Source organism: Acidovorax sp. KNOB132, from assembly GCF_057541515.1.
Map to the genome: position 1 here is coordinate 1 of NZ_BAAJYT010000037.1, position 20,453 is coordinate 20,453.

General features: G+C 61.8%; 28 protein-coding genes, 1 tRNA gene and 2 pseudogenes. 28 read left to right on the top strand and 3 right to left on the bottom strand.

Going from position 1 to position 20,453, the window contains the following annotated elements:
- The 24 genes and pseudogenes from AC27IO_RS08125 to AC27IO_RS08240 form a co-directional block, all read left to right on the top strand.
- Nucleotides 1–281 (top strand): TOBE domain-containing protein (locus AC27IO_RS08125; RefSeq protein ID WP_498738341.1); only part of this gene is annotated, 281 nt, incomplete at its 5' end.
- Entirely contained in the window at nucleotides 278–1,174 is an 897-nt protein-coding gene (locus AC27IO_RS08130; protein WP_272549419.1) for a carbohydrate ABC transporter permease, read from the top strand. The genes AC27IO_RS08125 and AC27IO_RS08130, both read left to right, overlap by 4 nt.
- Nucleotides 1,167–1,979, top strand: a complete 813-nt coding sequence (locus AC27IO_RS08135; protein ID WP_272549418.1) for a carbohydrate ABC transporter permease — start codon at nucleotides 1,167–1,169, stop codon at nucleotides 1,977–1,979. Before AC27IO_RS08130 ends, AC27IO_RS08135 begins: the two co-directional genes overlap by 8 nt.
- 150 nt (nucleotides 1,980–2,129) lie before the next feature.
- Entirely contained in the window at nucleotides 2,130–2,438 is a 309-nt protein-coding gene (locus tag AC27IO_RS08140) for a DUF2160 domain-containing protein (protein ID WP_284413575.1), read from the top strand.
- A gap of 113 nt (nucleotides 2,439–2,551) precedes the next feature.
- Entirely contained in the window at nucleotides 2,552–4,282 is a 1,731-nt protein-coding gene (locus AC27IO_RS08145) for an ABC transporter substrate-binding protein (protein ID WP_317354582.1), read from the top strand.
- 153 nt (nucleotides 4,283–4,435) lie between these two features.
- Nucleotides 4,436–6,028: a glycerol-3-phosphate dehydrogenase/oxidase gene (locus tag AC27IO_RS08150; protein WP_284431074.1), complete on the top strand. Its 1,593-nt coding sequence runs from the start codon at nucleotides 4,436–4,438 to the stop codon at nucleotides 6,026–6,028.
- A 194-nt stretch (nucleotides 6,029–6,222) separates the two neighbouring features.
- Nucleotides 6,223–6,591, top strand: a complete 369-nt coding sequence (rplN, locus tag AC27IO_RS08155) for a 50S ribosomal protein L14 (RefSeq protein ID WP_025596343.1) — start codon at nucleotides 6,223–6,225, stop codon at nucleotides 6,589–6,591.
- A gap of 9 nt (nucleotides 6,592–6,600) precedes the next feature.
- Nucleotides 6,601–6,921 (top strand): 50S ribosomal protein L24, encoded by a 321-nt coding sequence (rplX, locus tag AC27IO_RS08160; protein WP_272549412.1) that lies wholly within the window; start codon nucleotides 6,601–6,603, stop codon nucleotides 6,919–6,921.
- Between the two features lie 9 nt (nucleotides 6,922–6,930).
- Nucleotides 6,931–7,470, top strand: a complete 540-nt coding sequence (gene rplE / locus AC27IO_RS08165) for a 50S ribosomal protein L5 (RefSeq protein ID WP_272566913.1) — start codon at nucleotides 6,931–6,933, stop codon at nucleotides 7,468–7,470.
- A gap of 8 nt (nucleotides 7,471–7,478) precedes the next feature.
- A complete protein-coding gene (rpsN, locus tag AC27IO_RS08170) occupies nucleotides 7,479–7,784 on the top strand; it encodes a 30S ribosomal protein S14 (RefSeq protein ID WP_272549410.1) in 306 nt (101 codons plus the stop codon).
- 20 nt (nucleotides 7,785–7,804) lie between these two features.
- Nucleotides 7,805–8,200: a 30S ribosomal protein S8 gene (gene rpsH / locus AC27IO_RS08175; RefSeq protein WP_005793636.1), complete on the top strand. Its 396-nt coding sequence runs from the start codon at nucleotides 7,805–7,807 to the stop codon at nucleotides 8,198–8,200.
- Nucleotides 8,201–8,224: 24 nt separating this feature from the next.
- Nucleotides 8,225–8,758, top strand: a complete 534-nt coding sequence (rplF, locus tag AC27IO_RS08180; RefSeq protein WP_284431075.1) for a 50S ribosomal protein L6 — start codon at nucleotides 8,225–8,227, stop codon at nucleotides 8,756–8,758.
- A gap of 11 nt (nucleotides 8,759–8,769) precedes the next feature.
- A complete protein-coding gene (gene rplR, locus AC27IO_RS08185; RefSeq protein WP_272549407.1) occupies nucleotides 8,770–9,135 on the top strand; it encodes a 50S ribosomal protein L18 in 366 nt (121 codons plus the stop codon).
- 17 nt (nucleotides 9,136–9,152) lie between these two features.
- Nucleotides 9,153–9,672: pseudogene (rpsE, locus tag AC27IO_RS08190) on the top strand (30S ribosomal protein S5).
- 14 nt (nucleotides 9,673–9,686) lie between these two features.
- On the top strand, nucleotides 9,687–9,869 hold the full coding sequence (rpmD, locus tag AC27IO_RS08195) for a 50S ribosomal protein L30 (RefSeq protein WP_056670941.1): 183 nt from the start codon (nucleotides 9,687–9,689) through the stop codon (nucleotides 9,867–9,869).
- A 10-nt stretch (nucleotides 9,870–9,879) separates the two neighbouring features.
- On the top strand, nucleotides 9,880–10,311 hold the full coding sequence (gene rplO, locus AC27IO_RS08200) for a 50S ribosomal protein L15 (protein ID WP_272569571.1): 432 nt from the start codon (nucleotides 9,880–9,882) through the stop codon (nucleotides 10,309–10,311).
- A gap of 23 nt (nucleotides 10,312–10,334) precedes the next feature.
- Nucleotides 10,335–11,654: a preprotein translocase subunit SecY gene (secY, locus tag AC27IO_RS08205; protein WP_284431076.1), complete on the top strand. Its 1,320-nt coding sequence runs from the start codon at nucleotides 10,335–10,337 to the stop codon at nucleotides 11,652–11,654.
- 149 nt (nucleotides 11,655–11,803) lie between these two features.
- Complete coding sequence (gene rpmJ / locus AC27IO_RS08210) at nucleotides 11,804–11,917, top strand: 50S ribosomal protein L36 (RefSeq protein WP_011793797.1); 114 nt, start codon at nucleotides 11,804–11,806, stop codon at nucleotides 11,915–11,917.
- 22 nt (nucleotides 11,918–11,939) lie between these two features.
- A pseudogene (rpsM, locus tag AC27IO_RS08215) lies at nucleotides 11,940–12,306 on the top strand (30S ribosomal protein S13).
- Nucleotides 12,307–12,324: 18 nt separating this feature from the next.
- Nucleotides 12,325–12,729, top strand: a complete 405-nt coding sequence (gene rpsK / locus AC27IO_RS08220) for a 30S ribosomal protein S11 (RefSeq protein ID WP_011793799.1) — start codon at nucleotides 12,325–12,327, stop codon at nucleotides 12,727–12,729.
- A gap of 89 nt (nucleotides 12,730–12,818) precedes the next feature.
- Nucleotides 12,819–13,442 carry a 30S ribosomal protein S4 gene (gene rpsD / locus AC27IO_RS08225; RefSeq protein WP_272566916.1) on the top strand — a complete coding sequence of 208 codons (624 nt, stop codon included), beginning with the start codon at nucleotides 12,819–12,821 and terminating at the stop codon, nucleotides 13,440–13,442.
- A gap of 111 nt (nucleotides 13,443–13,553) precedes the next feature.
- The gene (locus AC27IO_RS08230; RefSeq protein ID WP_272549398.1) at nucleotides 13,554–14,546 is read left to right on the top strand and encodes a DNA-directed RNA polymerase subunit alpha; all 993 of its coding nucleotides are present in this window, start codon (nucleotides 13,554–13,556) and stop codon (nucleotides 14,544–14,546) included.
- Between the two features lie 89 nt (nucleotides 14,547–14,635).
- Nucleotides 14,636–15,034, top strand: a complete 399-nt coding sequence (gene rplQ, locus AC27IO_RS08235; protein ID WP_284406975.1) for a 50S ribosomal protein L17 — start codon at nucleotides 14,636–14,638, stop codon at nucleotides 15,032–15,034.
- Nucleotides 15,035–15,059: 25 nt separating this feature from the next.
- Nucleotides 15,060–15,136, top strand: a tRNA-Met gene (locus AC27IO_RS08240).
- A 146-nt stretch (nucleotides 15,137–15,282) separates the two neighbouring features.
- Here the strand turns inward: AC27IO_RS08240 and AC27IO_RS08245 are convergent.
- Complete coding sequence (locus tag AC27IO_RS08245) at nucleotides 15,283–15,480, bottom strand: hypothetical protein (RefSeq protein WP_498738361.1); 198 nt, start codon at nucleotides 15,478–15,480, stop codon at nucleotides 15,283–15,285.
- Between AC27IO_RS08245 and AC27IO_RS08250 the strand changes: the two genes are divergently transcribed.
- A complete protein-coding gene (locus AC27IO_RS08250) occupies nucleotides 15,392–16,648 on the top strand; it encodes an Hsp70 family protein (RefSeq protein WP_284431078.1) in 1,257 nt (418 codons plus the stop codon). The genes AC27IO_RS08245 and AC27IO_RS08250 overlap by 89 nt on opposite strands.
- Before the next feature lie 82 nt (nucleotides 16,649–16,730).
- Here AC27IO_RS08250 and rsmI read toward each other — a convergent pair whose 3' ends face one another.
- Nucleotides 16,731–17,651 carry a 16S rRNA (cytidine(1402)-2'-O)-methyltransferase gene (gene rsmI / locus AC27IO_RS08255; protein WP_498738349.1) on the bottom strand — a complete coding sequence of 307 codons (921 nt, stop codon included), beginning with the start codon at nucleotides 17,649–17,651 and terminating at the stop codon, nucleotides 16,731–16,733.
- Between rsmI and AC27IO_RS08260 the strand changes: the two genes are divergently transcribed.
- The 3 genes from AC27IO_RS08260 (at nucleotide 17,651) to AC27IO_RS08270 (ending at nucleotide 19,407) form a co-directional block, all read left to right on the top strand.
- Nucleotides 17,651–18,034, top strand: coding sequence for a YraN family protein (locus AC27IO_RS08260; RefSeq protein ID WP_498738350.1), 384 nt, complete (start codon nucleotides 17,651–17,653; stop codon nucleotides 18,032–18,034). The genes rsmI and AC27IO_RS08260 overlap by 1 nt on opposite strands.
- 102 nt (nucleotides 18,035–18,136) lie before the next feature.
- Nucleotides 18,137–18,733: an SIS domain-containing protein gene (locus AC27IO_RS08265; protein WP_284431081.1), complete on the top strand. Its 597-nt coding sequence runs from the start codon at nucleotides 18,137–18,139 to the stop codon at nucleotides 18,731–18,733.
- On the top strand, nucleotides 18,730–19,407 hold the full coding sequence (locus tag AC27IO_RS08270) for a BON domain-containing protein (protein ID WP_498738353.1): 678 nt from the start codon (nucleotides 18,730–18,732) through the stop codon (nucleotides 19,405–19,407). The genes AC27IO_RS08265 and AC27IO_RS08270 overlap by 4 nt, the downstream gene beginning before the upstream one ends.
- Before the next feature lie 102 nt (nucleotides 19,408–19,509).
- Here the strand turns inward: AC27IO_RS08270 and AC27IO_RS08275 are convergent, their stop codons facing one another.
- Nucleotides 19,510–20,442 carry an NAD(P)-dependent oxidoreductase gene (locus tag AC27IO_RS08275; RefSeq protein ID WP_498738355.1) on the bottom strand — a complete coding sequence of 311 codons (933 nt, stop codon included), beginning with the start codon at nucleotides 20,440–20,442 and terminating at the stop codon, nucleotides 19,510–19,512.
- Nucleotides 20,443–20,453: the final 11 nt, after the last annotated feature.

A 20,453-nucleotide genomic window follows, 5' to 3' on the forward strand; every position in this document is an offset into this window, starting at 1 on the left:
GCCCCGCGGGCAAGGCCCTGCCGGCCGGCGCGCTGCAGGTGGGCGTGCGCCCCGAGTACCTGGCCATCGCCGCGGCCGGGCAGCCCGGCGCGCTGCCCTGCACGGTGGAGAAGGTGCAGGACATCGGCACCTACTTCCTGCTCACGGCCCGCGTGGGCGAGCACACGCTCAAGGCCCGCCTGGGCACGGGCGAGGCGGTGCCTTCGGCGGGCGACACGGTCTGGCTGCAGGTGCTGGGGCGCCATACCTGCTTCTACCAAAACGAGGAACTGCTGGCATGAGCACCACGACCAAACCGGTGAACCAGAAGGCCTGGTTCCTGATCCTGCCCGTCATCCTGTGCGTGGCCTTCTCGGCCATCCTGCCGCTGATGACCGTGGTGAACTACTCGGTGCAGGACATCATCTCGCCCGAGCGGCGCGTGTTCGTCGGCACCGAATGGTTCGCCGCCGTGATGCGCGACGAAGAGCTGCACGCGGCCCTGTGGCGCCAGATCACGTTCTCGCTCGCCGTGCTGGCGGTGGAGATCCCGCTGGGCATCTGCCTGGCGCTGTCCATGCCCGCGCAGGGCTGGAAGTCCTCCGCCGTGCTGGTGACGGTGGCGCTGTCGCTGCTGATCCCTTGGAACGTGGTGGGCACCATCTGGCAGATCTATGGCCGCGCCGACATCGGCCTGCTGGGCGCCGCGCTGCAGTACATCGGCATCGACTACAGCTACACCGGCAACGCCACGCAGGCCTGGCTCACCGTGCTGGTGATGGACGTGTGGCACTGGACGCCGCTGGTGGCGCTGCTGTGCTTCGCCGGGCTGCGCTCGATCCCCGACGCCTATTACCAGGCCGCGCGCATCGACGGCGCGAGCAAGTTCGCCGTGTTCCGCTACATCCAGCTGCCCAAGATGCGCGGCGTGCTGATGATCGCGGTGCTGCTGCGCTTCATGGACAGCTTCATGATCTACACCGAGCCCTTCGTGCTCACCGGCGGGGGGCCGGGCAATGCCACCACCTTCCTCAGCCAGTACCTCACGCAGAAGGCCGTGGGCCAGTTCGACCTGGGCCCGGCGGCGGCGTTCTCGCTGATCTATTTCCTCATCATCCTGCTGCTGTGCTTCATCCTCTACAACTGGATGCAGCGCGTGGGCACCGACGCACAGACCGGAGCCGGCCATGAATGAAAAGCGCTTTCGCAAGCGGAGCCTCTTCCTTGCGGCCTACATCGTCTTCGCGTTGCTGCCCATCTACTGGATGGTCAACATGAGCTTCAAGACGAACGCGGAGATCCTCTCCACGTTCTCGTTCTTTCCCCAGCACTTCACCTGGGACAACTACAAGACCATCTTCACCGACGAGTCCTGGTACTCGGGCTACATCAACAGCCTGATCTACGTGGCCATCAACACGGTGATCTCGCTCACCGTGGCGCTGCCGGCGGCCTATGCGTTCTCGCGCTACCAGTTCCTGGGCGACAAGCACGTGTTCTTCTGGCTGCTGACCAATCGCATGACGCCGCCCGCGGTGTTCCTGCTGCCGTTCTTCCAGCTCTACACGACCGTGGGGCTGATGGACACGCACATCGCCGTGGCGCTGGCCCACCTGCTGTTCAACGTGCCCCTGGCGGTGTGGATCCTGGAAGGCTTCATGACCGGCATCCCGCGGGAGATCGACGAGACGGCATACATCGACGGCTATAGCTTCCCGCGCTTTTTCCTGACCATCTTCCTGCCGCTCATCAAGGCCGGTGTGGGCGTGGCGGCGTTCTTCTGCTTCATGTTCAGCTGGGTCGAGCTGCTGTTGGCGCGCACGCTCACCAGCGTGAACGCCAAGCCCATCGTGGCGACGATGACGCGCACCGTGAGCGCCTCCGGCATGGACTGGGCCACCCTGGCCGCGGCCGGCGTGCTCACCATCGTGCCGGGTGCCATCGTCATCTGGTTCGTGCGGCACTACATCGCGAAGGGTTTCGCGATGGGCCGGGTTTGACGTGTGAAGGGAGCACAACCATGAATCACACACTTTCACCGCAGAGCGCGCGATGCGTCCAACGCCAGCGGCAGCCGTGGAGCGGGCCTTGCCCGGCCACCCGCTGCGCCCCCCTCAGGGTAAGTGCCGCAGGCGCTCAGGGGGGTACCCATGTTTGAGTGGATGGCCTGGACCACGCCGGTGGCCGTTTTCTTCCTGTGCATCGTGCTCATGCTGGCCGGCATGACGGTGTGGGAAATCAAGTCCCCCACCCTGCTCCGGCGTGGCTGGCTGCCGCTGGCGACGACGCGCGGCGACCGCCTCTTCATCGGCCTGCTGGCCGCCGCCTATGTGAACCTGGCCTTCGTGGGCATCAGCGGGCACTTGGTGCAGTGGTTCTCGCTGTCGGCCGAACCGTCGATCTGGATCAGCTTCGTGCTGTCGATGGCCTTGCTGGTGCTGATCCTGCGCAAGGGCTGACGGCCAGGCTGCCGGGAGTTTTTTCTGCCGCCGGTCCGACCCATCCCCCGGACCTGGCGGCCGCTGGAATGCAAAGGGGAGTCGATTCAACTGACTATCAGGAGACAAGCACTATGAAGATGCAGTATTCGGCGCTGGCGTTGGCCGTCGCGGTCCTGGCCGGCAACACGGCCATGGCGGGCGAGGCGGAAGCCAAGAAGTGGGTGGACAGCGAATTCCAGCCGTCCACGCTGGCCAAGGACCAGCAACTGGCCGAGATGAAGTGGTTCATCGACGCGGCCAAGAAGCTGCAGGCCAAGGGCGTGAAGGAAATCTCGGTGGTGTCGGAAACCCTGACCACGCACGAGTACGAGTCCAAGACGCTGGCCAAGGCCTTCGAGGAGATCACCGGCATCAAGGTCAAGCACGATCTCATCCAGGAAGGCGACGTGGTCGAGAAGCTGCAGACCTCGATGCAGTCGGGCAAGTCGATCTACGACGGCTGGATCAGCGACTCCGACCTGATCGGCACGCACTACCGCTACGGCAAGATGATGAACCTGACCGACTACATGTCGGGCGCCGGCAAGGAGTTCACCAACCCCGGGCTGGACCTGAAGGACTTTATCGGCACCAAGTTCACCACCGCGCCGGACGGCAAGCTCTACCAGCTGCCCGACCAGCAGTTCGCCAACCTGTATTGGTTCCGCGCCGACCTGTTCGAGCGCAAGGACTTGAAGGACAAGTTCAAGGCCAAGTACGGCTACGACCTGGGCGTGCCGCTGAACTGGAGCGCCTACGAAGACATCGCCGAATTCTTCAGCAACGATGTGAAGACCATCGACGGCAAGGCCATCTACGGCCACATGGACTACGGCAAGAAGGACCCCTCGCTCGGCTGGCGCTTCACCGACGCCTGGCTGTCCATGGCGGGCTCGGCCGACATCGGCACGCCCAATGGCCTGCCGATCGACGAATGGGGCATCCGCGTGGCGGCGGACAAGTGCACGCCCGTGGGCGCCTCGGTGTCCCGCGGCGGCGCGACCAACTCGCCCGCGGCCGTGTACGCGCTCACCAAGTACGTGGACTGGATGAAGAAGTACGCGCCCAAGGAAGCCATGGGCATGACCTTCGGCGAATCCGGCCCCGTGCCCGCGCAAGGCCAGATCGCCCAGCAGATCTTCTGGTACACCGCCTTCACCGCCGACATGGTCAAGCCCGGCCTGCCCGTGGTGAACGCCGACGGCACGCCCAAGTGGCGCATGGCGCCCGGCCCCAACGGCCCGTACTGGAAGCCCGGCATGCAGAACGGCTACCAGGACGTGGGATCGTGGTCGTTCTTCAACGGCCATGACGCCAACAAGACGGCCGCTGCCTGGCTCTACGCCCAGTTCGTGACCGCCAAGACCGTCTCGCTCAAGAAGACCATCGTGGGCCTGACGCCCATCCGCGAGAGCGACATCCAGTCCAAGGCCATGACCGACATGGCGCCCAAGCTCGGCGGCCTGGTCGAGTTCTACCGCAGCCCGGCCCGCGTGGCCTGGTCGCCCACCGGCACCAACGTGCCCGACTACCCCAAGCTGGCGCAGTTGTGGTGGAAGAACGTGGCCCAGGCCGTCACGGGCGAGAAGACCCCACAGGGCGCCATGGACACGCTGGCCGACGAGATGGACCAAGTCATGGCCCGCCTGGAGCGCGCCGGCATGGCCCACTGCGCGCCCAAGCTCAATCCCAAGGGCGATCCTGCCAAGTGGCTGAGCGACAAGGCCGCCCCCTGGGCCAAGCTGGCCAATGAAAAGCCCAAGGGCGAAACCATTGCCTACGACCGCCTGCTGCAGGCCTGGAAGGACGGCAAGGTGCGCTGACCCGGCAGGATGGGCCGGCGCCCACGCACCGCCGGCCTGATTTGCCCACCTCCCGCCCTCGTCCTTGTCTGCAAGGGCCTGGGCGGATTTGTTTTTTGCGGTGAATCAAGGGTTAACCCTTGGTTCTTCCGAGACGCATGGACAATCGATCCCATGAATACCGTGACCACCCCCCTGTACACCAAACGCTCCGAACTGCTGGCTCGGCTGGCCGAGCCCCGCCTCTACGACCTGGCGGTGATCGGGGGCGGCGCGACAGGCCTGGGCGTGGCGCTGGACGCCGCCGCGCGTGGCTTCAGCGTGGTCCTGGTGGAGTCGCACGACTTCGCCAAGGGAACATCCTCCCGCGCGACCAAGCTGGTGCACGGAGGCGTGCGCTATCTGGCGCAGGGCAATATCTCCCTCGTGCGCGAAGCGCTGCACGAGCGCACTACGCTGTTGAACAATGCCCCCCACCTGGCGCAGCCGCTGCCGTTCGTGATGCCGTCCTACCGCTATTGGGAAACGCCGTTCTACGGCGTGGGACTCAAGGCCTACGACGTCCTGGCGGGCAAGGCCGGCCTGGGCGCCACCGAATTCCTCGGCCGGGAAAGCACCTTGCGCCTGCTGCCCACGGCCCGCAAGGAAGGGCTCAAAGGCGGGGTCAAGTACTGGGACGGCCAGTTCGACGACGCCCGGCTGGCGCTCGCCTTGGCCCGCACGGCGGCGCAGCGCGGAGCCTTGCTCGTCAACTACTGCTCCGCCCGCGAACTGGTGCACGAGGCGGGCAAGGTGGCGGGCTTCACGTGCGAGGACCGCGAAACCGGCACCGCCTATACCGTGCGCGCGAAGTGTGTGGTCAATGCCACCGGAGTGTGGGTGGACGCGTTTCGCCAGCAGGATGCCGCGGCGCTCGGGCGCCCCGCCAAGCCCATCGTGGCACCCAGCCAGGGCGTGCACATCGTGGTGGACCGTGAATTCCTGCCTTCCGACCATGCGCTCATGGTGCCCAAGACCGCCGATGGCCGGGTGCTGTTTGCCGTGCCGTGGCTGGGCAAAGTCATCCTGGGGACGACCGACAGCCCACGCCAGGACCTGGCCCGCGAGCCCTTACCGTTCAAGGAGGAAGTGGCGTTCATCCTGAGCGAATCCGCCCGCTACCTGACGCGGGCGCCGGGCCCTTCGGATGTACGCAGCATCTGGGTCGGATTGCGTCCTTTGGTCAAACCGCAGGACGACGACGGTGACAACACGAAGAGCATCAGCCGCGAGCACACCGTCATCGCCAGCGCGAGCGGACTGGTCACCGTCACCGGTGGAAAATGGACCACGTACCGGGCCATGGCGGAGGACGTGTTGCAAAAATGCTTCACTGCGGGGTTGCTGGCGGAGCGCCCCAGCGGCGTGACGCGCCATCTTCCCCTCGTGGGCTCGCCCCAGCAGGCGGTGCAGCACCGCATCAGCGCGCCCCAAGGTCTGCACTCCTATGGCAGTGAGGCATCCTTCATCGACGGCTTGCCGGGCGCGGACGCCGCGCTGTCAGAGGGGCTGACCGAGGCGATGGTGCGATTTGCCGCCCGCTACGAGTACGCCCGCACGGTGGAAGATGTGCTGGCCCGCCGCAGCCGGATGCTTTTCCTGGATGCGGCCCAAGCCGCTCGTCTGGCCCCGCGCGTGGGCGAGATCCTGCGCGAGGAGCTCGGCCTAGACCCCCAGCTGGAGGTGTTCCAGGCGTTGGCCCGGCAGTATTTGGACGTCCCGTTGTGAAGTGCTTGACGTCAGTTGCGCTTTTTGACAAAATCGAGGGCTTCGCGTTTCAAGCGCGAGGTTTCTGCCCAGCGGGAAGTGCTGCAAATGGTTTGCGGCATGGACGACGGGCCCAAGACTGATTGGCTGATCTTCAGCCCTTGAGACGTTCTCTGGGGCTGTCAATCCTGCCGGTGCAAGTTGGGAATATTGAAATGATCCAGACAGAATCTCGGTTAGACGTTGCCGACAACACCGGCGCGAAGTCCGTCCTGTGCATCAAGGTGCTGGGTGGTTCCAAGCGTCGCTACGCCAGTGTCGGCGACATCATCAAGGTGAGCATCAAGGAAGCCGCTCCGCGTGGCCGCGTCAAAAAGGGCGAGGTCTACAGCGCAGTGGTGGTTCGTACGGCGAAGGGTATTCGCCGTGGCGACGGTTCGCTCGTCAAATTCGATGGCAACGCAGCAGTGTTGCTCAATGCAAAGCTGGAGCCCATCGGCACCCGCATCTTCGGGCCCGTGACGCGTGAACTGCGTACCGAGAAGTTCATGAAGATCGTGTCCCTGGCTCCTGAAGTTCTCTGAGGACGCGCCATGAACAAGATTCGCAAGGGCGACGAAATCGTTGTGCTCACCGGGCGCGACAAGGGCAAGCGCGGCACGGTGTCGCTGCGCAAGGATGACTCCTATCTGGTCATCGACGGCATCAACCTGGTCAAGAAGCATGTCAAGCCGAACCCCATGAAGGGTACGACCGGCGGCATCGTGGAAAAGGCCATGCCGATCCATCAGTCCAACGTGGCCATCTTCAATGCGGCTACCGGCAAGGCTGATCGTGTAGGTATCAAGGTGCAGGCTGATGGTGCGCGCGTTCGCGTGTTCAAGTCCAGCGGCGCTGAAATCAAGGCGGCCTAAGGAGTCAACATGGCACGACTGCAACAACACTACCGCGAAAAAATCGCCCCCGAGCTCGCTAAGCAGTTCGGTTACACCTCTCCGATGCAAGTCCCTCGGCTGACGAAGATCACCCTGAACATGGGTGTGAGCGAAGCCGTGTCGGACAAGAAGGTGATGGACAACGCCGTCGCAGATCTGACCAAGATTGCTGGCCAGAAGCCTGTGGTGACCAAGGCCAAGAAGGCCATCGCCGGTTTCAAGATCCGAGAAGGCCAGGCCATCGGCTGCATGGTCACCCTGCGTGGCGTTCAGATGTACGAATTCCTGGATCGTTTCGTGACCGTGGCTCTGCCCCGCGTCCGTGACTTCCGCGGTATCTCTGGCCGGGCCTTCGACGGCCGTGGCAACTACAACATCGGTGTCAAGGAACAGATCATTTTCCCTGAAATCGAGTACGACAAGGTGGATGCCTTGCGCGGTCTCAACATCAGCATCACCACAACGGCGCGTAGCGATGAAGAAGCGAAGGCGCTTCTCGCTGGTTTCCGTTTCCCGTTCAAGAACTGAGGCAGCGTATGGCTAAAGTAGCTTTGATCCAGCGCGAACTGAAGCGCGAAAAATTGGCCGCCAAGTACGCAGCAAAGTATGCGGAATTGAAGGCAGTTGCCAGCGACATGAAGCGCAGCGATGAAGAGCGTGAAGCAGCCCGTCTGGGCCTGCAAAAGCTCCCACGCAACGCCAACCCCACGCGTCAGCGCAACCGTTGCGAAATCACCGGTCGCCCACGTGGCACGTTCCGCCAATTCGGTCTGGCTCGCGCAAAGATCCGTGAACTGGCTTTTGCCGGCGACATCCCTGGTGTCACCAAGGCCAGCTGGTAAGCGGGCAGGAGAGATACAACATGAGCATGAGTGATCCCATCGCTGACTTGCTGACCCGCATTCGCAACGCGCAAATGGTGTCCAAGGCAACCGTGCTGGTGCCGTCTTCCAAAGTGAAGATCGCCATCGCCCAAGTGCTGAAGGACGAGGGTTATATCGACGGCTTCCAGGTCAAGACCGAAGCCGGCAAGTCCGAACTTGAAATCGCACTGAAGTACTACGCCGGTCGTCCGGTGATCGAGCGTATCGAGCGCGTGAGCCGTCCTGGCCTGCGTGTGTACAAAGGCCGTGATTCCATCCCGCAAGTCATGAACGGTCTGGGTGTGGCAATTGTCACGACGCCCAAGGGCGTGATGACCGATCGCAAAGCGCGCGCTACCGGTGTCGGCGGCGAAGTGCTTTGCTACGTCGCTTAAACGTGGCATTGAGGAGTAACTGAAATGTCCCGCGTAGGAAAAATGCCGGTGACCATCCCCGCAGGTGTGGATGTGTCCATCAAGGACGACCAGATCAACGTGAAGGGTACGGGCGGCACGCTGTCGCTGACCCAGAGCGCGCTTGTGAAGGTCTCCATCAAGGACGGCAAGCTCAGTTTTGAGCCTGTTGACGAGTCCCGTGAAGCGAATGCCATGAGTGGCACGATCCGCCAGTTGGTGAACAACATGGTGGTGGGTGTCAGCAAGGGCTTCGAAAAGAAGCTGAGCCTGATCGGCGTGGGCTACAAGGCCCAGGCTGCAGGTGCCAAGCTGAATCTGAGCGTGGGTTACTCGCACCCCGTGAACTTCGAAATGCCTGCTGGCATCACGGTTGCGACTCCAACCCCGACCGAAATCGTGATCAAGGGTGCCGACCGCCAGCGCGTCGGCCAATTGGCCGCTGAGATCCGTGCCGTTCGTCCGCCCGAGCCCTACAAGGGCAAAGGCATCCGTTATTCGGACGAAAAAGTCACGATCAAAGAGACCAAGAAGAAATAAGGAGCTGCAACATGTTGACCAAGAAAGAGCAGCGTCTTCGTCGTTCGCGCCAGACCCGCATTCGCATTGCGCAGCAAGGCGTGGCGCGTTTGACGGTGAACCGCACGAACCTTCACATCTACGCCAGTGTTATCTCCGGCGACGGCAGCAAGGTCCTGGCCAGCGCATCGACGGCAGAAGCCGATGTGCGCAAGTCCCTCGGTGGCTCTGGCAAGGGGGGCAATGCCACCGCTGCCCAGATCATCGGCAAGCGCATCGCTGAAAAGGCGAAGGCGGCCGGCATCGAGAAGGTTGCATTCGATCGTGCAGGTTTTGCCTATCACGGCCGCGTCAAGGCTTTGGCCGACGCTGCACGTGAAGCTGGCCTGCAGTTCTAAGCGGAGCGAAATACAAAATGGCTAAATTTCAACCCAAAGTGCAGAGCGAAGGTCAGGACGACGGTCTGCGCGAAAAAAATGATCGCGGTGAACCGCGTGACCAAAGTCGTGAAGGGTGGCCGGATTCTCGGTTTCGCCGCACTGACTGTGGTCGGTGACGGTGATGGCCGCGTCGGCATGGGTAAGGGCAAGTCGAAGGAAGTGCCTGCAGCCGTGCAAAAGGCAATGGAAGAAGCTCGCCGCAATCTGGTGAAGGTGTCGCTCAAGAACGGCACCATTCATCATCAAGTGACGGGCCACCATGGTGCTGCACACGTGATGATGGCTCCCGCCCCCAAGGGTACGGGCATCATTGCGGGCGGCCCGATGCGTGCTGTGTTTGAAGTGTTGGGCATCACCGACATCGTGGCCAAGAGCCACGGTTCGTCGAACCCCTACAACATGGTCCGCGCAACGTTCGATGCGCTGGTGCATTCCACGACCCCGTCGGAAGTGGCAGCCAAGCGCGGCAAGTCGGTCGAAGACATCTTCGCCTGAACGGAGTTGAGCAAATGACTACGCAACAAACCGTCAAGATTCAACTGGTGCGCAGCCCGATTGGCACCAAGGAATCGCACCGTGCCACCGTACGCGGCCTGGGCCTGCGCAAGCTGAACAGCATCAGCGAACTGCAGGACAGCCCTGAAGTGCGCGGCATGATTAACAAGATCAGCTATCTGGTCAAAGTCCTCTGAGAGGTTGATGATGGAACTCAATAGCATCAAGCCTGCAGACGGAGCCAAGCATGCCAAGCGCCGCGTCGGTCGCGGTATCGGTTCTGGTCTGGGCAAGACCGCGGGTCGCGGTCACAAGGGTCAAAAATCGCGTTCTGGCGGTTACCACAAGGTGGGCTTCGAAGGCGGTCAAATGCCTTTGCAGCGTCGCCTGCCCAAGCGCGGCTTCAAGTCCCATCTGCTGAAGTTCAATGCAGAAGTGACTCTGACGGCGCTGGACCAACTGGGTCTTGCTGAAGTTGACCTGCTGGCGCTCAAGAGCGCCGGTTTGGTGGGTCAGCTGATCAAGGTGGTGAAGGTCATCAAGAGTGGCGAACTGAGCAAGTCGGTCAAGTTGACCGGCATCGGTGCAACGGCGGGCGCGAAGGCGGCCATCGAAGCTGCCGGCGGCAGCCTGGCTTGAATACGTTCTGAAGGAACGCATCCGTGGCTACTAGCGCAGCTCAAATTGCGAAAACCGGTAAGTTTGGCGATTTACGTCGCCGGCTGGTTTTTCTGCTGCTGGCGTTGGTCGTGTACCGCATCGGAGCGCACATTCCCGTGCCGGGCATTGATCCGGCGCAGCTGCAACAGCTGTTCAGTGGCCAGCAGGGTGGCATTCTGAACCTGTTCAACATGTTCTCGGGTGGGGCGCTCTCGCGCTTCACGGTTTTCGCTCTGGGGATCATGCCGTATATCTCGGCGTCGATCATCATGCAGCTGATGACCTATGTCGTTCCGACGTTCGAGCAGCTGAAGAAGGAAGGCGAGGCAGGGCGGCGCAAGATCACGCAATACACGCGTTATGGAACGCTGGGTTTGGCCATATTCCAGTCGCTGGGCATCGCTGTGGCACTGGAGAGTTCCGCAGGGCTGGTGCTGAGTCCCGGGTTCGGGTTTCGCATGACGGCCGTGGTGAGCTTGACGGCTGGCACGATGTTCCTCATGTGGTTGGGTGAGCAGATCACAGAGCGTGGCTTGGGCAACGGGATTTCGATCCTGATCTTCGCAGGTATCGCTGCAGGGCTGCCGAGTTCTATCGGTGGATTGCTGGAGCTGGTGCGCACAGGTGCGATGAGCATCCTGGCTGCGATTTTCATCGTGTTGATCGTGGCGGCAGTGACCTATTTCGTCGTGTTTGTCGAAAGAGGTCAGCGAAAGATTCTCGTGAATTACGCGAGGCGCCAGGTGGGCAACAAGGTGTATGGCGGGCAATCGTCGCATCTGCCGTTGAAGCTCAACATGGCTGGGGTGATTCCACCGATCTTTGCTTCGTCGATCATTTTGTTGCCGGCTACGGTGGTGAACTGGTTCAGTGCGGGTGAGTCGATGCGTTGGTTGCGTGACATTTCTGGAGCACTGACCCCAGGTCAGCCGATCTATGTGATGTTCTACGCAGCGGCCATTGTGTTCTTCTGCTTTTTCTACACCGCCTTGGTGTTCAACAGCCGAGAGACTGCAGACAACTTGAAGAAAAGCGGTGCCTTCATTCCTGGGATTCGTCCTGGAGAACAGACGGCTCGCTACATCGACAAGATCCTGGTTCGCTTGACGCTGGCTGGAGCGGTGTACATCACCTTTGTGTGCTTGCTCCCAGAGTTCATGATCTTGAAGTACAACGTGCCGTTCTATTTTGGTGGCACCTCTTTACTGATCATTGTGGTGGTCACCATGGACTTCATGGCCCAGGTGCAGAACTACATGATGTCGCAGCAATACGAGTCCTTGCTTAAGAAGGCCAACTTCAAAGCAACGCCTGGCAGCTGAGCCAGTTAAGAGTGGAATCTTGGCAAATGCGCTATAGTGGCGGGTTGGCCTTGGTGGATACGGTTTATTGATGCCTCCGAGTCATCGCGGGCGCAAATTGTGTTCCGCGCAGTGGGCCGGGACGAAAAGACGAGTTTTAGGAGAATGAAATGAGAGTTTCGGCTTCGGTCAAGAAAATCTGCCGCAACTGCAAGATCATCCGCCGCAAAGGTGTGGTGCGCGTGATCTGCACGGACATGCGCCATAAGCAGCGCCAAGGTTGATTGAAAGTATTAGAGGACGCATATGGCACGTATCGCTGGCATTAATATTCCGCCGCATCAGCATGCTGAAATCGGCTTGACCGCCATTTTTGGCATTGGTCGCACCCGCGCTCGCAAGATCTGCGAAGCCTGTGACATCGCTTATTCCAAGAAGATCAAGGATCTGACGGACGGCGATCTCGAAAAAAATTCGCGATCAGATCGCGCAGTTCACCATCGAAGGTGATCTGCGTCGCGAAACCACGATGAACATCAAGCGCTTGATGGACATTGGCTGCTACCGCGGCTTCCGCCATCGTCGCGGTCTGCCCATGCGTGGTCAGCGTACGCGCACGAATGCTCGTACCCGCAAGGGTCCGCGCAAGGGTGCTGCAGCGCTGAAGAAGTAAAAAGATTGAAAGATCAACATGGCAAAGTCTCCCGCCAATAACGCTGCACAGCGCGTTCGCAAGAAGGTTCGCAAGAACGTGTCGGACGGTATCGCGCACGTGCATGCTTCGTTCAACAACACCATCATCACGATCACCGATCGCCAAGGCAATGCCTTGTCCTGGGCGTCGTCGGGTGGTCAAGGTTTCAAGGGTTCGCGCAAGTCCACGCCATTCGCTGCACAGGTTGCATCCGAAGTCGCGGGTCGTGCTGCCATTGAACAAGGCATCAAGAATCTTGATGTCGAGATCAAGGGCCCAGGTCCTGGTCGTGAATCGTCGGTGCGCGCGCTGGGCGCCCTGGGTATTCGCATCACTTCGATCTCCGACGTGACGCCGGTTCCCCATAACGGCTGCCGTCCGCAAAAGCGCCGTCGCATCTAATTTTTATAAGCCCACCGCCACCTGATTGCTTTGGCAGCAGGTGGCTCCCGCAATGATGTTGCGGAAGATGACAATCCAAGGAAGCTCAAGTGGCACGTTACCTCGGCCCCAAGGCCAAACTCTCCCGCCGTGAAGGCACTGACCTGTTCCTGAAGAGCGCTCGCCGCTCTATCGCGGACAAGGCCAAGTTCGACTCCAAGCCAGGTCAGCACGGCCGCACCTCTGGTGCTCGCACGTCCGACTATGGTCTGCAACTGCGCGAAAAGCAGAAGGTCAAGCGCATGTATGGCGTGCTGGAAAAGCAATTCCGCCGCTATTTCGAAGCCGCTGATCGCCGCAAGGGCAACACGGGTGCCAACCTGCTGTTCCTGCTGGAATCCCGTCTGGATAACGTGGTGTACCGCATGGGCTTCGGCTCCACGCGCGCAGAAGCACGCCAGCTGGTTTCGCACAAGGCTATCACCGTGAACGGCCAGTCTGTCAACATCGCCTCGTACCTCGTCAAGACGGGCGATGTGGTGGCTGTGCGCGAAAAGTCCAAGAAGCAAGGTCGCGTGGTCGAAGCCTTGCAGCTGGCTCAGCAAGTGGGTATGCCAGCGTGGGTGGAAGTGAATGCCGACAAGGCCGAAGGTATCTTCAAGAAGGTTCCGGATCGTGACGAATTCGGCGCTGACATCAACGAATCCCTGATCGTTGAACTCTATTCGCGCTAAGCATTTAGCGCACATTCGAGAAAATTGTTCCTATACCGCGAGGCATCGCGGTATAGGCGCTTCACCAGCCTTACCGGTGTAACGAGCTGGGGGTATTGAGAGGAAGTCTGAATGCAAACCAATTTGCTGAAACCCAAGGCGATCAATGTCGAGCAGCTTGGCCACAATCGTGCCAAGGTCGCGTTGGAGCCCTTTGAGCGCGGTTACGGCCACACTCTGGGCAATGCCATTCGCCGTGTTCTGCTCTCGTCCATGGTGGGTTACGCAGCAACGGAAGTCACGATCGCAGGCGTCTTGCACGAGTATTCATCCATTGATGGTGTTCAGGAAGATGTCGTCAACATCCTGTTGAATCTCAAGGGTGTGGTGTTCAAGCTCCACAACCGCGACGAAGTCACGCTGAGCCTTCGCAAGGACGGTGAAGGGGTGGTCACGGCTCGGGATATCCAGACGCCTCATGACGTAGAAATCGTCAACCCCGATCACGTCATCGCCCATCTGTCGCAGGGCGGCAAGCTGGACATGCAGATCAAGGTAGAAAAAGGCCGTGGCTACGTGCCAGGCAATCTGCGCCGTTATGCCGACGAGTCGACGAAGTCGATTGGCCGCATTGTGCTGGATGCATCTTTTTCCCCGGTCAAGCGCGTGAGCTACACCGTGGAAAGCGCCCGCGTTGAGCAGCGCACCGATCTGGACAAGCTGGTTGTCGAAATCGAGACGAATGGTGCCATCACGGCGGAAGATGCAGTTCGTGCATCCGCCAAGATTTTGGTAGAACAGCTGGCTGTGTTTGCGCAGCTCGAAGGCGGCGAATTGGCGGCATTCGATGCGCCAGCAGGTCCTCGCGGCAGTGCAACGTTCGATCCGATCTTGCTGCGCCCTGTGGACGAGCTGGAATTGACGGTGCGCTCTGCCAATTGCCTGAAGGCCGAGAACATTTACTACATCGGTGACCTGATCCAACGCACCGAGAACGAGTTGCTGAAGACGCCTAATCTGGGACGTAAGTCGCTCAATGAAATCAAGGAAGTCTTGGCTTCCCGTGGTTTGACTCTGGGGATGAAGCTGGAGAACTGGCCACCTGCAGGCCTCGACAAGCGTTAAGTTATAATTTTGGGCTCCCTCGGGGGAGCCAGTGCCTTGGGCAGTACCTGATACGGCTGCCCGATTTAATTACTCATAAGGAAAGCACCATGCGCCACGGACACGGCCTTCGTAAACTCAATCGCACCAGCTCGCACCGACTCGCGATGCTGCAGAACATGATGAACTCGCTCATCGAGCACGAGGCCATCAAGACCACGCTGCCCAAGGCCAAGGAGCTGCGCCGTGTGGTGGAGCCTATGATCACTTTGGCGAAGGAAGACACCCTGGCCAATCGCCGCTTGGCATTTGATCGTCTGCGCGATCGTGACAGCGTGACCAAGCTGTTCAATGTGCTCGGCCCCCGTTTCAAGGCACGTCCAGGCGGCTATACGCGCATCCTAAAGATGGGTTTCCGCGTGGGAGACAATGCACCTATGGCGTATGTCGAACTGGTTGATCGCGCAGAAGAATCTGCAGAAACCGCAAATGCTTCCGCAGAAGCATAAAAGTAGGTTATAATTTATCTCTTGCCGCGCGATGGAGCAGTCTGGTAGCTCGTTGGGCTCATAACCCAAAGGTCGGAGGTTCAAATCCTCCTCGCGCAACCAATAAAGCGGAAACGCTCTCAAAAAAGCCCACTAATCAGTGGGCTTTTTTGTTTTTGTCGTTTAACTCACTGGATAAACACTGATGGGAAGCTTTGGCTGGCCTCCAGTCAGTGGGTGACGATCGGCATCTTTTCACATCAGGGCGATTAATGACGACACACTGCAACACTGAAAGGTGCGCGTGCCGACAGCTTCTTGATGGTTTGATGCCGCCCGATCAATCCGGGGGTGATGCCTATCTCTCCTTTGTTCACGATGACATCCTCAGAAGAAACCACGCTTGGCATTGATTTCGGCACCTCCAATTCCGCCATGGCGGTGAGACGGGGCAGGGGCGTGGCCACGTTGCTACCGTTGGAAGGGACTGCAACCACATTGCCGACCGCCCTGTTCTTCAATACGGAAGACCATCAGACACACATCGGGCGCGATGCCGTGGCGCATTACCTCGCGGGCACGGAAGGGCGGCTCATGCGGTCGCTGAAAAGCCTGCTCGGCAGCGCGCTCCTACAGGACAAGACAGCGGTTCACCAGAGCATGGTGAGCTATCAAGACATCATCGCACTGTTTCTGCGCACGTTGGCAGGGCAGGCCCGGCAGGCGCTGGGCGCGATGCCAGACCGCGTTGTCATGGGGCGCCCTGTCCACTTCGTGGATGGCGACGAAGCGCGTGATGCGCAGGCGGAAGACGCCTTGCGACAGGCGGCCTTGGATGCGGGGTTTACCAATGTCTCCTTTCAACTGGAGCCCATTGCAGCGGCGCTGGACCATGAACAGCGGATCACGCATGAATCATTGGTGCTGGTGGTGGATATCGGCGGGGGGACCTCGGATTTCACCGTCGTGCGCCTCGGCCCGGAGCGTGCCTTGCTGGCCGATCGCAGTTCCGACGTGCTGGCCACCTCCGGGGTTCACCTGGGTGGAACCGATTTTGACCAACGACTGAGCCGGGCCCAGGTCATGCCGCTTCTCGGACTGCGCCACATCGGGCCCAGTGGCCGGGAAGTGCCCAGCCGCGTGTTCTTCGATTTATCGACGTGGCACCTGATCCAGTGGCTGTACAGCGCGAAAGCTTTGAGGGACGCGCAGTCCCTCCGGACCGACTATGCAGACCTTCGCTTGCACGACCGATTAATGGAGGTGCTCAACGAACGGTGGGGGCACCGTCTGGCCAATGCGGTGGAACACGCCAAGATCGCGGTGTCGCAAAACAGCGCTGCAGAACCCATCGTGCTGGATTGGCTCGAATCCGATCTGCAATCCTTCATTTCACCCGATGTCCTGGAAGCGCAACTGGAGGGGCCTTTGCAGCAGATTGTGGATTGCGCCCAGGAGTGCCTGCGCAAGGCCGAATTGAACGCCAGTGGCATCGATGCCATTTATCTCACCGGTGGCTCTTCTGCGCTGCGCCCGCTGCGTACCGCGTTGAAGAAGGCCTTCCCACAGGTGACCCAGATGGAAGGTGACCTGTTCGGCGGCGTGGCCTCCGGACTGGCGTACACCGTCGGCTGAGAAAGGGCGGTACCTCACGCGGACCGATGCGTTCACCGCCGCTCAGCAGTTGCAGTGCAGCGCCTGGCATGGGCCGAGCCTGCTAGGCCTGCGTTCCGCCTTCCTGCTTGAGCGCCAGGGCCGACTCATACAGGGCATTGCGCGATGATCCTGTGATCTCGGCCGACAGGCGGACAGCGGTTTTGAGCGGGAGTTCCTGCATCAACAACTTCAGCACACGCAGACCATCGCCATCGTCCTGCGCTGCCTGGATCGGGTGCAACAGCACCACGAACTCGCCCCGCGAGCGTTGTGGTCCGCCGGCCAGCCAGATGGACAGGGCATGGGCAGGCTGGGTGGCAATTTCTTCGAACTGTTTGGTCAGCTCCCGGGCGAGCGTGACCTGCCGGTCTCCCAAGACCGCAAGGGCCTGGGCCAGTTCTGCAATTCGGTGTGGGGCCTCCAGCAGCACCACACAGCGGGTTTCCGTGGCGAGATGTTGCACTGCCGTTGCCCGCTCGCCGCTCTTGGTTGGAAGAAAACCGGCAAAAAGAAAACCTTCGGCCCCCTGGGCGAATGCGCCCGCAGCGCTGAGTGCCGATGTCACGCTGCTCGCTCCTGGCAGTGGCACAGCGCGCAACCCTGCCGCGTGCACGGCAGCGACGATCCGCGCCCCCGGATCGCTGACGCCCGGGGTGCCCGCATCACTGGCGTAGGCCACCCGCTGTCCGTCGCGCAAACGCTCGACCACCGAATGCGATGCCTCGGCCTCGTTGTGCTGGTGCACCGCCAGCAATTGACTGCCGGTTTTCTCTATGCCGTAGGCGCGCAGCAGCGCCTGGGTATGGCGCTTATCTTCGCAGGCGATGGTGTCGGCCAGTTGCAGCACGTGCAGCGCCCGCAGTGTGATGTCGGCCAAGTTACCGATGGGCGTGGCCACGACGTACAGAGCCCCTTGCGGATAATGCTGCGCAGCCGCCGCGTCGCGTGCGGCGTTCAGGGCTGAAGCGAAAGAGGCGCTCAATGGGATTCCTTGGGAAAAAACCGGTAGCCAACGCGCGCGTGGTCGGCAATGCTGCCGAAGACCTCGCATTGGCCCACCTGCAAGCCGCTGGACTGCGGCTGGTCGAGCGCAATTATCGAACGCCCGGGCGTGGCGGCGGCGAGATCGACCTGATCGTGCGGGATCGCGACGGCACGGTGGTGTTCGTTGAGGTGCGAAGCCGCGCCAGCAGTGCGTTTGGCGGCGCTGGTGCCAGCATCGGCCGGACCAAGCAGCAGCGGATCGTGTTTGCCGCCCGCTGCTACCTGATGCGCCTGCCTGCACCACCGCCATGCCGCTTCGATGCCGTCCTGGTGGAAGGCGGTTCCGTGCAGTGGCTGCGTGGTGCCTTCGAGGCGCAATAACGCTTCGAGCCCTTGGTTGGAGTCAAAGCGATGCAGTGTTTTACGCCTGCCGCCCATGGTTGACCCAAATGGCGCCGACCCCACAGGTATCATCTTTGTCTCATGCTAGAGCAACGCATTCAACAGCATTTCATCGATAGCGCCGACCTCAAATACCAGTCCGCGCAGACCCTGAGCCATCCCATCGCTTCCGCTGTGCAGGCCATCCTCGCCTGCGTCACCAGTGGCGGCAAGGTGCTGGCCTGCGGCAGCGGTCCGGCCGCGGCGCAGGCGCAGCAGTTCGCTGCCCTGTGCGTGGCCGGGTTCGAACGGGAGCGGCCGGAGCTGGCGGCCATGGCACTGGCGCCCGACGCAATCTGGACTCCTGCCGGCCTCGAGGGCCCGGACATCGACGCGCTGGGACGCCAGGTGCGAGCGCTGGGACAGGCGGGCGACGTCCTGCTGGCGCTGTCGGAGTCCGGCAATGACCTGCCGCTGCTGGCCGCATGCGATGCAGCGCATGAAAGAGACATGACCGTCGTCGCCCTTTCGGGTCGCAGCGGTGGCCGGCTGGCCGGCATGCTGCGCGAGACCGACGTCTTGATCGCCGTGCCCCACGACCGCGCCGCACGCGTGCGGGAGGTGCATTCGCTGGTCCTGCACTGCCTGTGCGACGGCGTGGACGCCCAATTACTTGGTGAACAGGAGATACCGCTATGAGCTTCCCGATGACCCGCTTGACCCGATTGACTTGCACCCTGTTGGCCGTGGGCGCCTTGGGGGCGGCCCTCTCGGCATGCGCTCCGCTGGTGGTAGGCGGCGCTGCCGTCATGGGCAGCATGATGGCGTCGGACCGGCGCACGACGGGCACGCAGGTGGAGGACGAAGGCATCGAACTGCGTGCCTCCAACCGCATTCGCGACACCTTCGGCGACCGCGTCCATGTCAATGTGACCAGCTACAACCGGCAAGTGCTGCTGACGGGCGAAGTGCCGACCGCGCAGGACAAGGAAAAACTCGAGCAGACCGCGTTGGCCGTGGAGAACGTGCGCTCGGTCGTCAACGACCTGGCCGTGATGCCCCCCAGTTCCCTCACGCAGCGTTCCAACGACACGCTGATCACCGGCAAGGTGCGCGCGAGCTTCGTCGATGCCAAGGACCTGTTCGCGAGCGCCTACAAGGTGGTCACCGAGCGCGAGACGGTGTACCTCATGGGACGCGTGACGCAGCGCGAGGCGGACCGGGCCTCCGACATCGCCCGGGGCGTGAACGGCGTGCGCAAGGTCGTGCGCGTGTTCGAGATCATCACGCAGCAGGAACTGGAGCGTGGCTTCGCGCAGCAGCGTCCCGCGCCAGTCACCACGGACGCTTCGCCCAACTTGCCGGTCCGCTGAGCGTCGGCGGCTGCCAGCGAATCGGCCAAAGCGGTTCCGGCACCAGGCCACTGGCCACGGCCGCGAGGGGGCCCGCGCGGCCAGGCTGAACGATCGGTTCTCTTACCCGTTCGTTTTCTTGCGGCCCAGACGCGTGATCAGGCTGGAGGTGTCCCAACGGGCGCCGCCGTGCTGCTGCACATCGGCATAGAACTGGTCCACCAGCGCCGTGACCGGCACACGTGCGCCGTTGCGGCGGGATTCGTCGAGGACCAGGCCGAGGTCCTTGCGCATCCAGTCCACGGCAAAGCCGAAGTCGAAGCGGCCTTCCACCATGGTCTTGCCGCGGTTGTCCATCTGCCAGCTTTGCGCGGCCCCTTTGCCGATGACGTCCAGCACCAGCGGCATGTCCAGCCCGGCGTGCTGACCGAAGGCGATCGCCTCCGACAGGCCCTGCACGATACCGGCGATGCAGATCTGGTTGACCATCTTGGCCAGTTGGCCCGATCCGCTGTCGCCCACGCGGGTGAAAGCCCGGGAAAAGGCCAGCGCGGTGGGCTTCACGCTGTCGAAGGTGGCAGCGTCGCCGCCGCACATCACGGTCAGCTGGCCGTTCTGGGCCCCAGCCTGGCCACCGGACACGGGGGCATCGATGAACTGCAGTCCCAGCGTGCGCGCCGCGCCGTACAGTTCGCGAGCGACCTCGGCCGATGCCGTGGTGTGATCCACGAAGACCGCGCCGGGCTGCATGCCCGCGAAGGCGCCATCGGCACCCAGCGTGACGGAACGCAGATCGTCGTCGTTGCCGACGCAGCAAAAGACGATGTCCGCCCCCTGGGCGGCTTCGCGTGGCGTGGGGGCGTGCCGGGTCGCGGCGCTGCCCGCGAACTCTTCGCACCAGGCGGCCGATTTGGCGGCGGTGCGGTTGTACACGGTAACGGTATGGCCTGCGAGGGCGAGGTGCCCCGCCATGGGGTAGCCCATGACGCCCAGGCCGAGAAAGGCGACCTTGCGGGAAGGCGTGGCGTCGTAGCTGCGGGGATTCGTGCTGGGCATGGGAGAGGGCT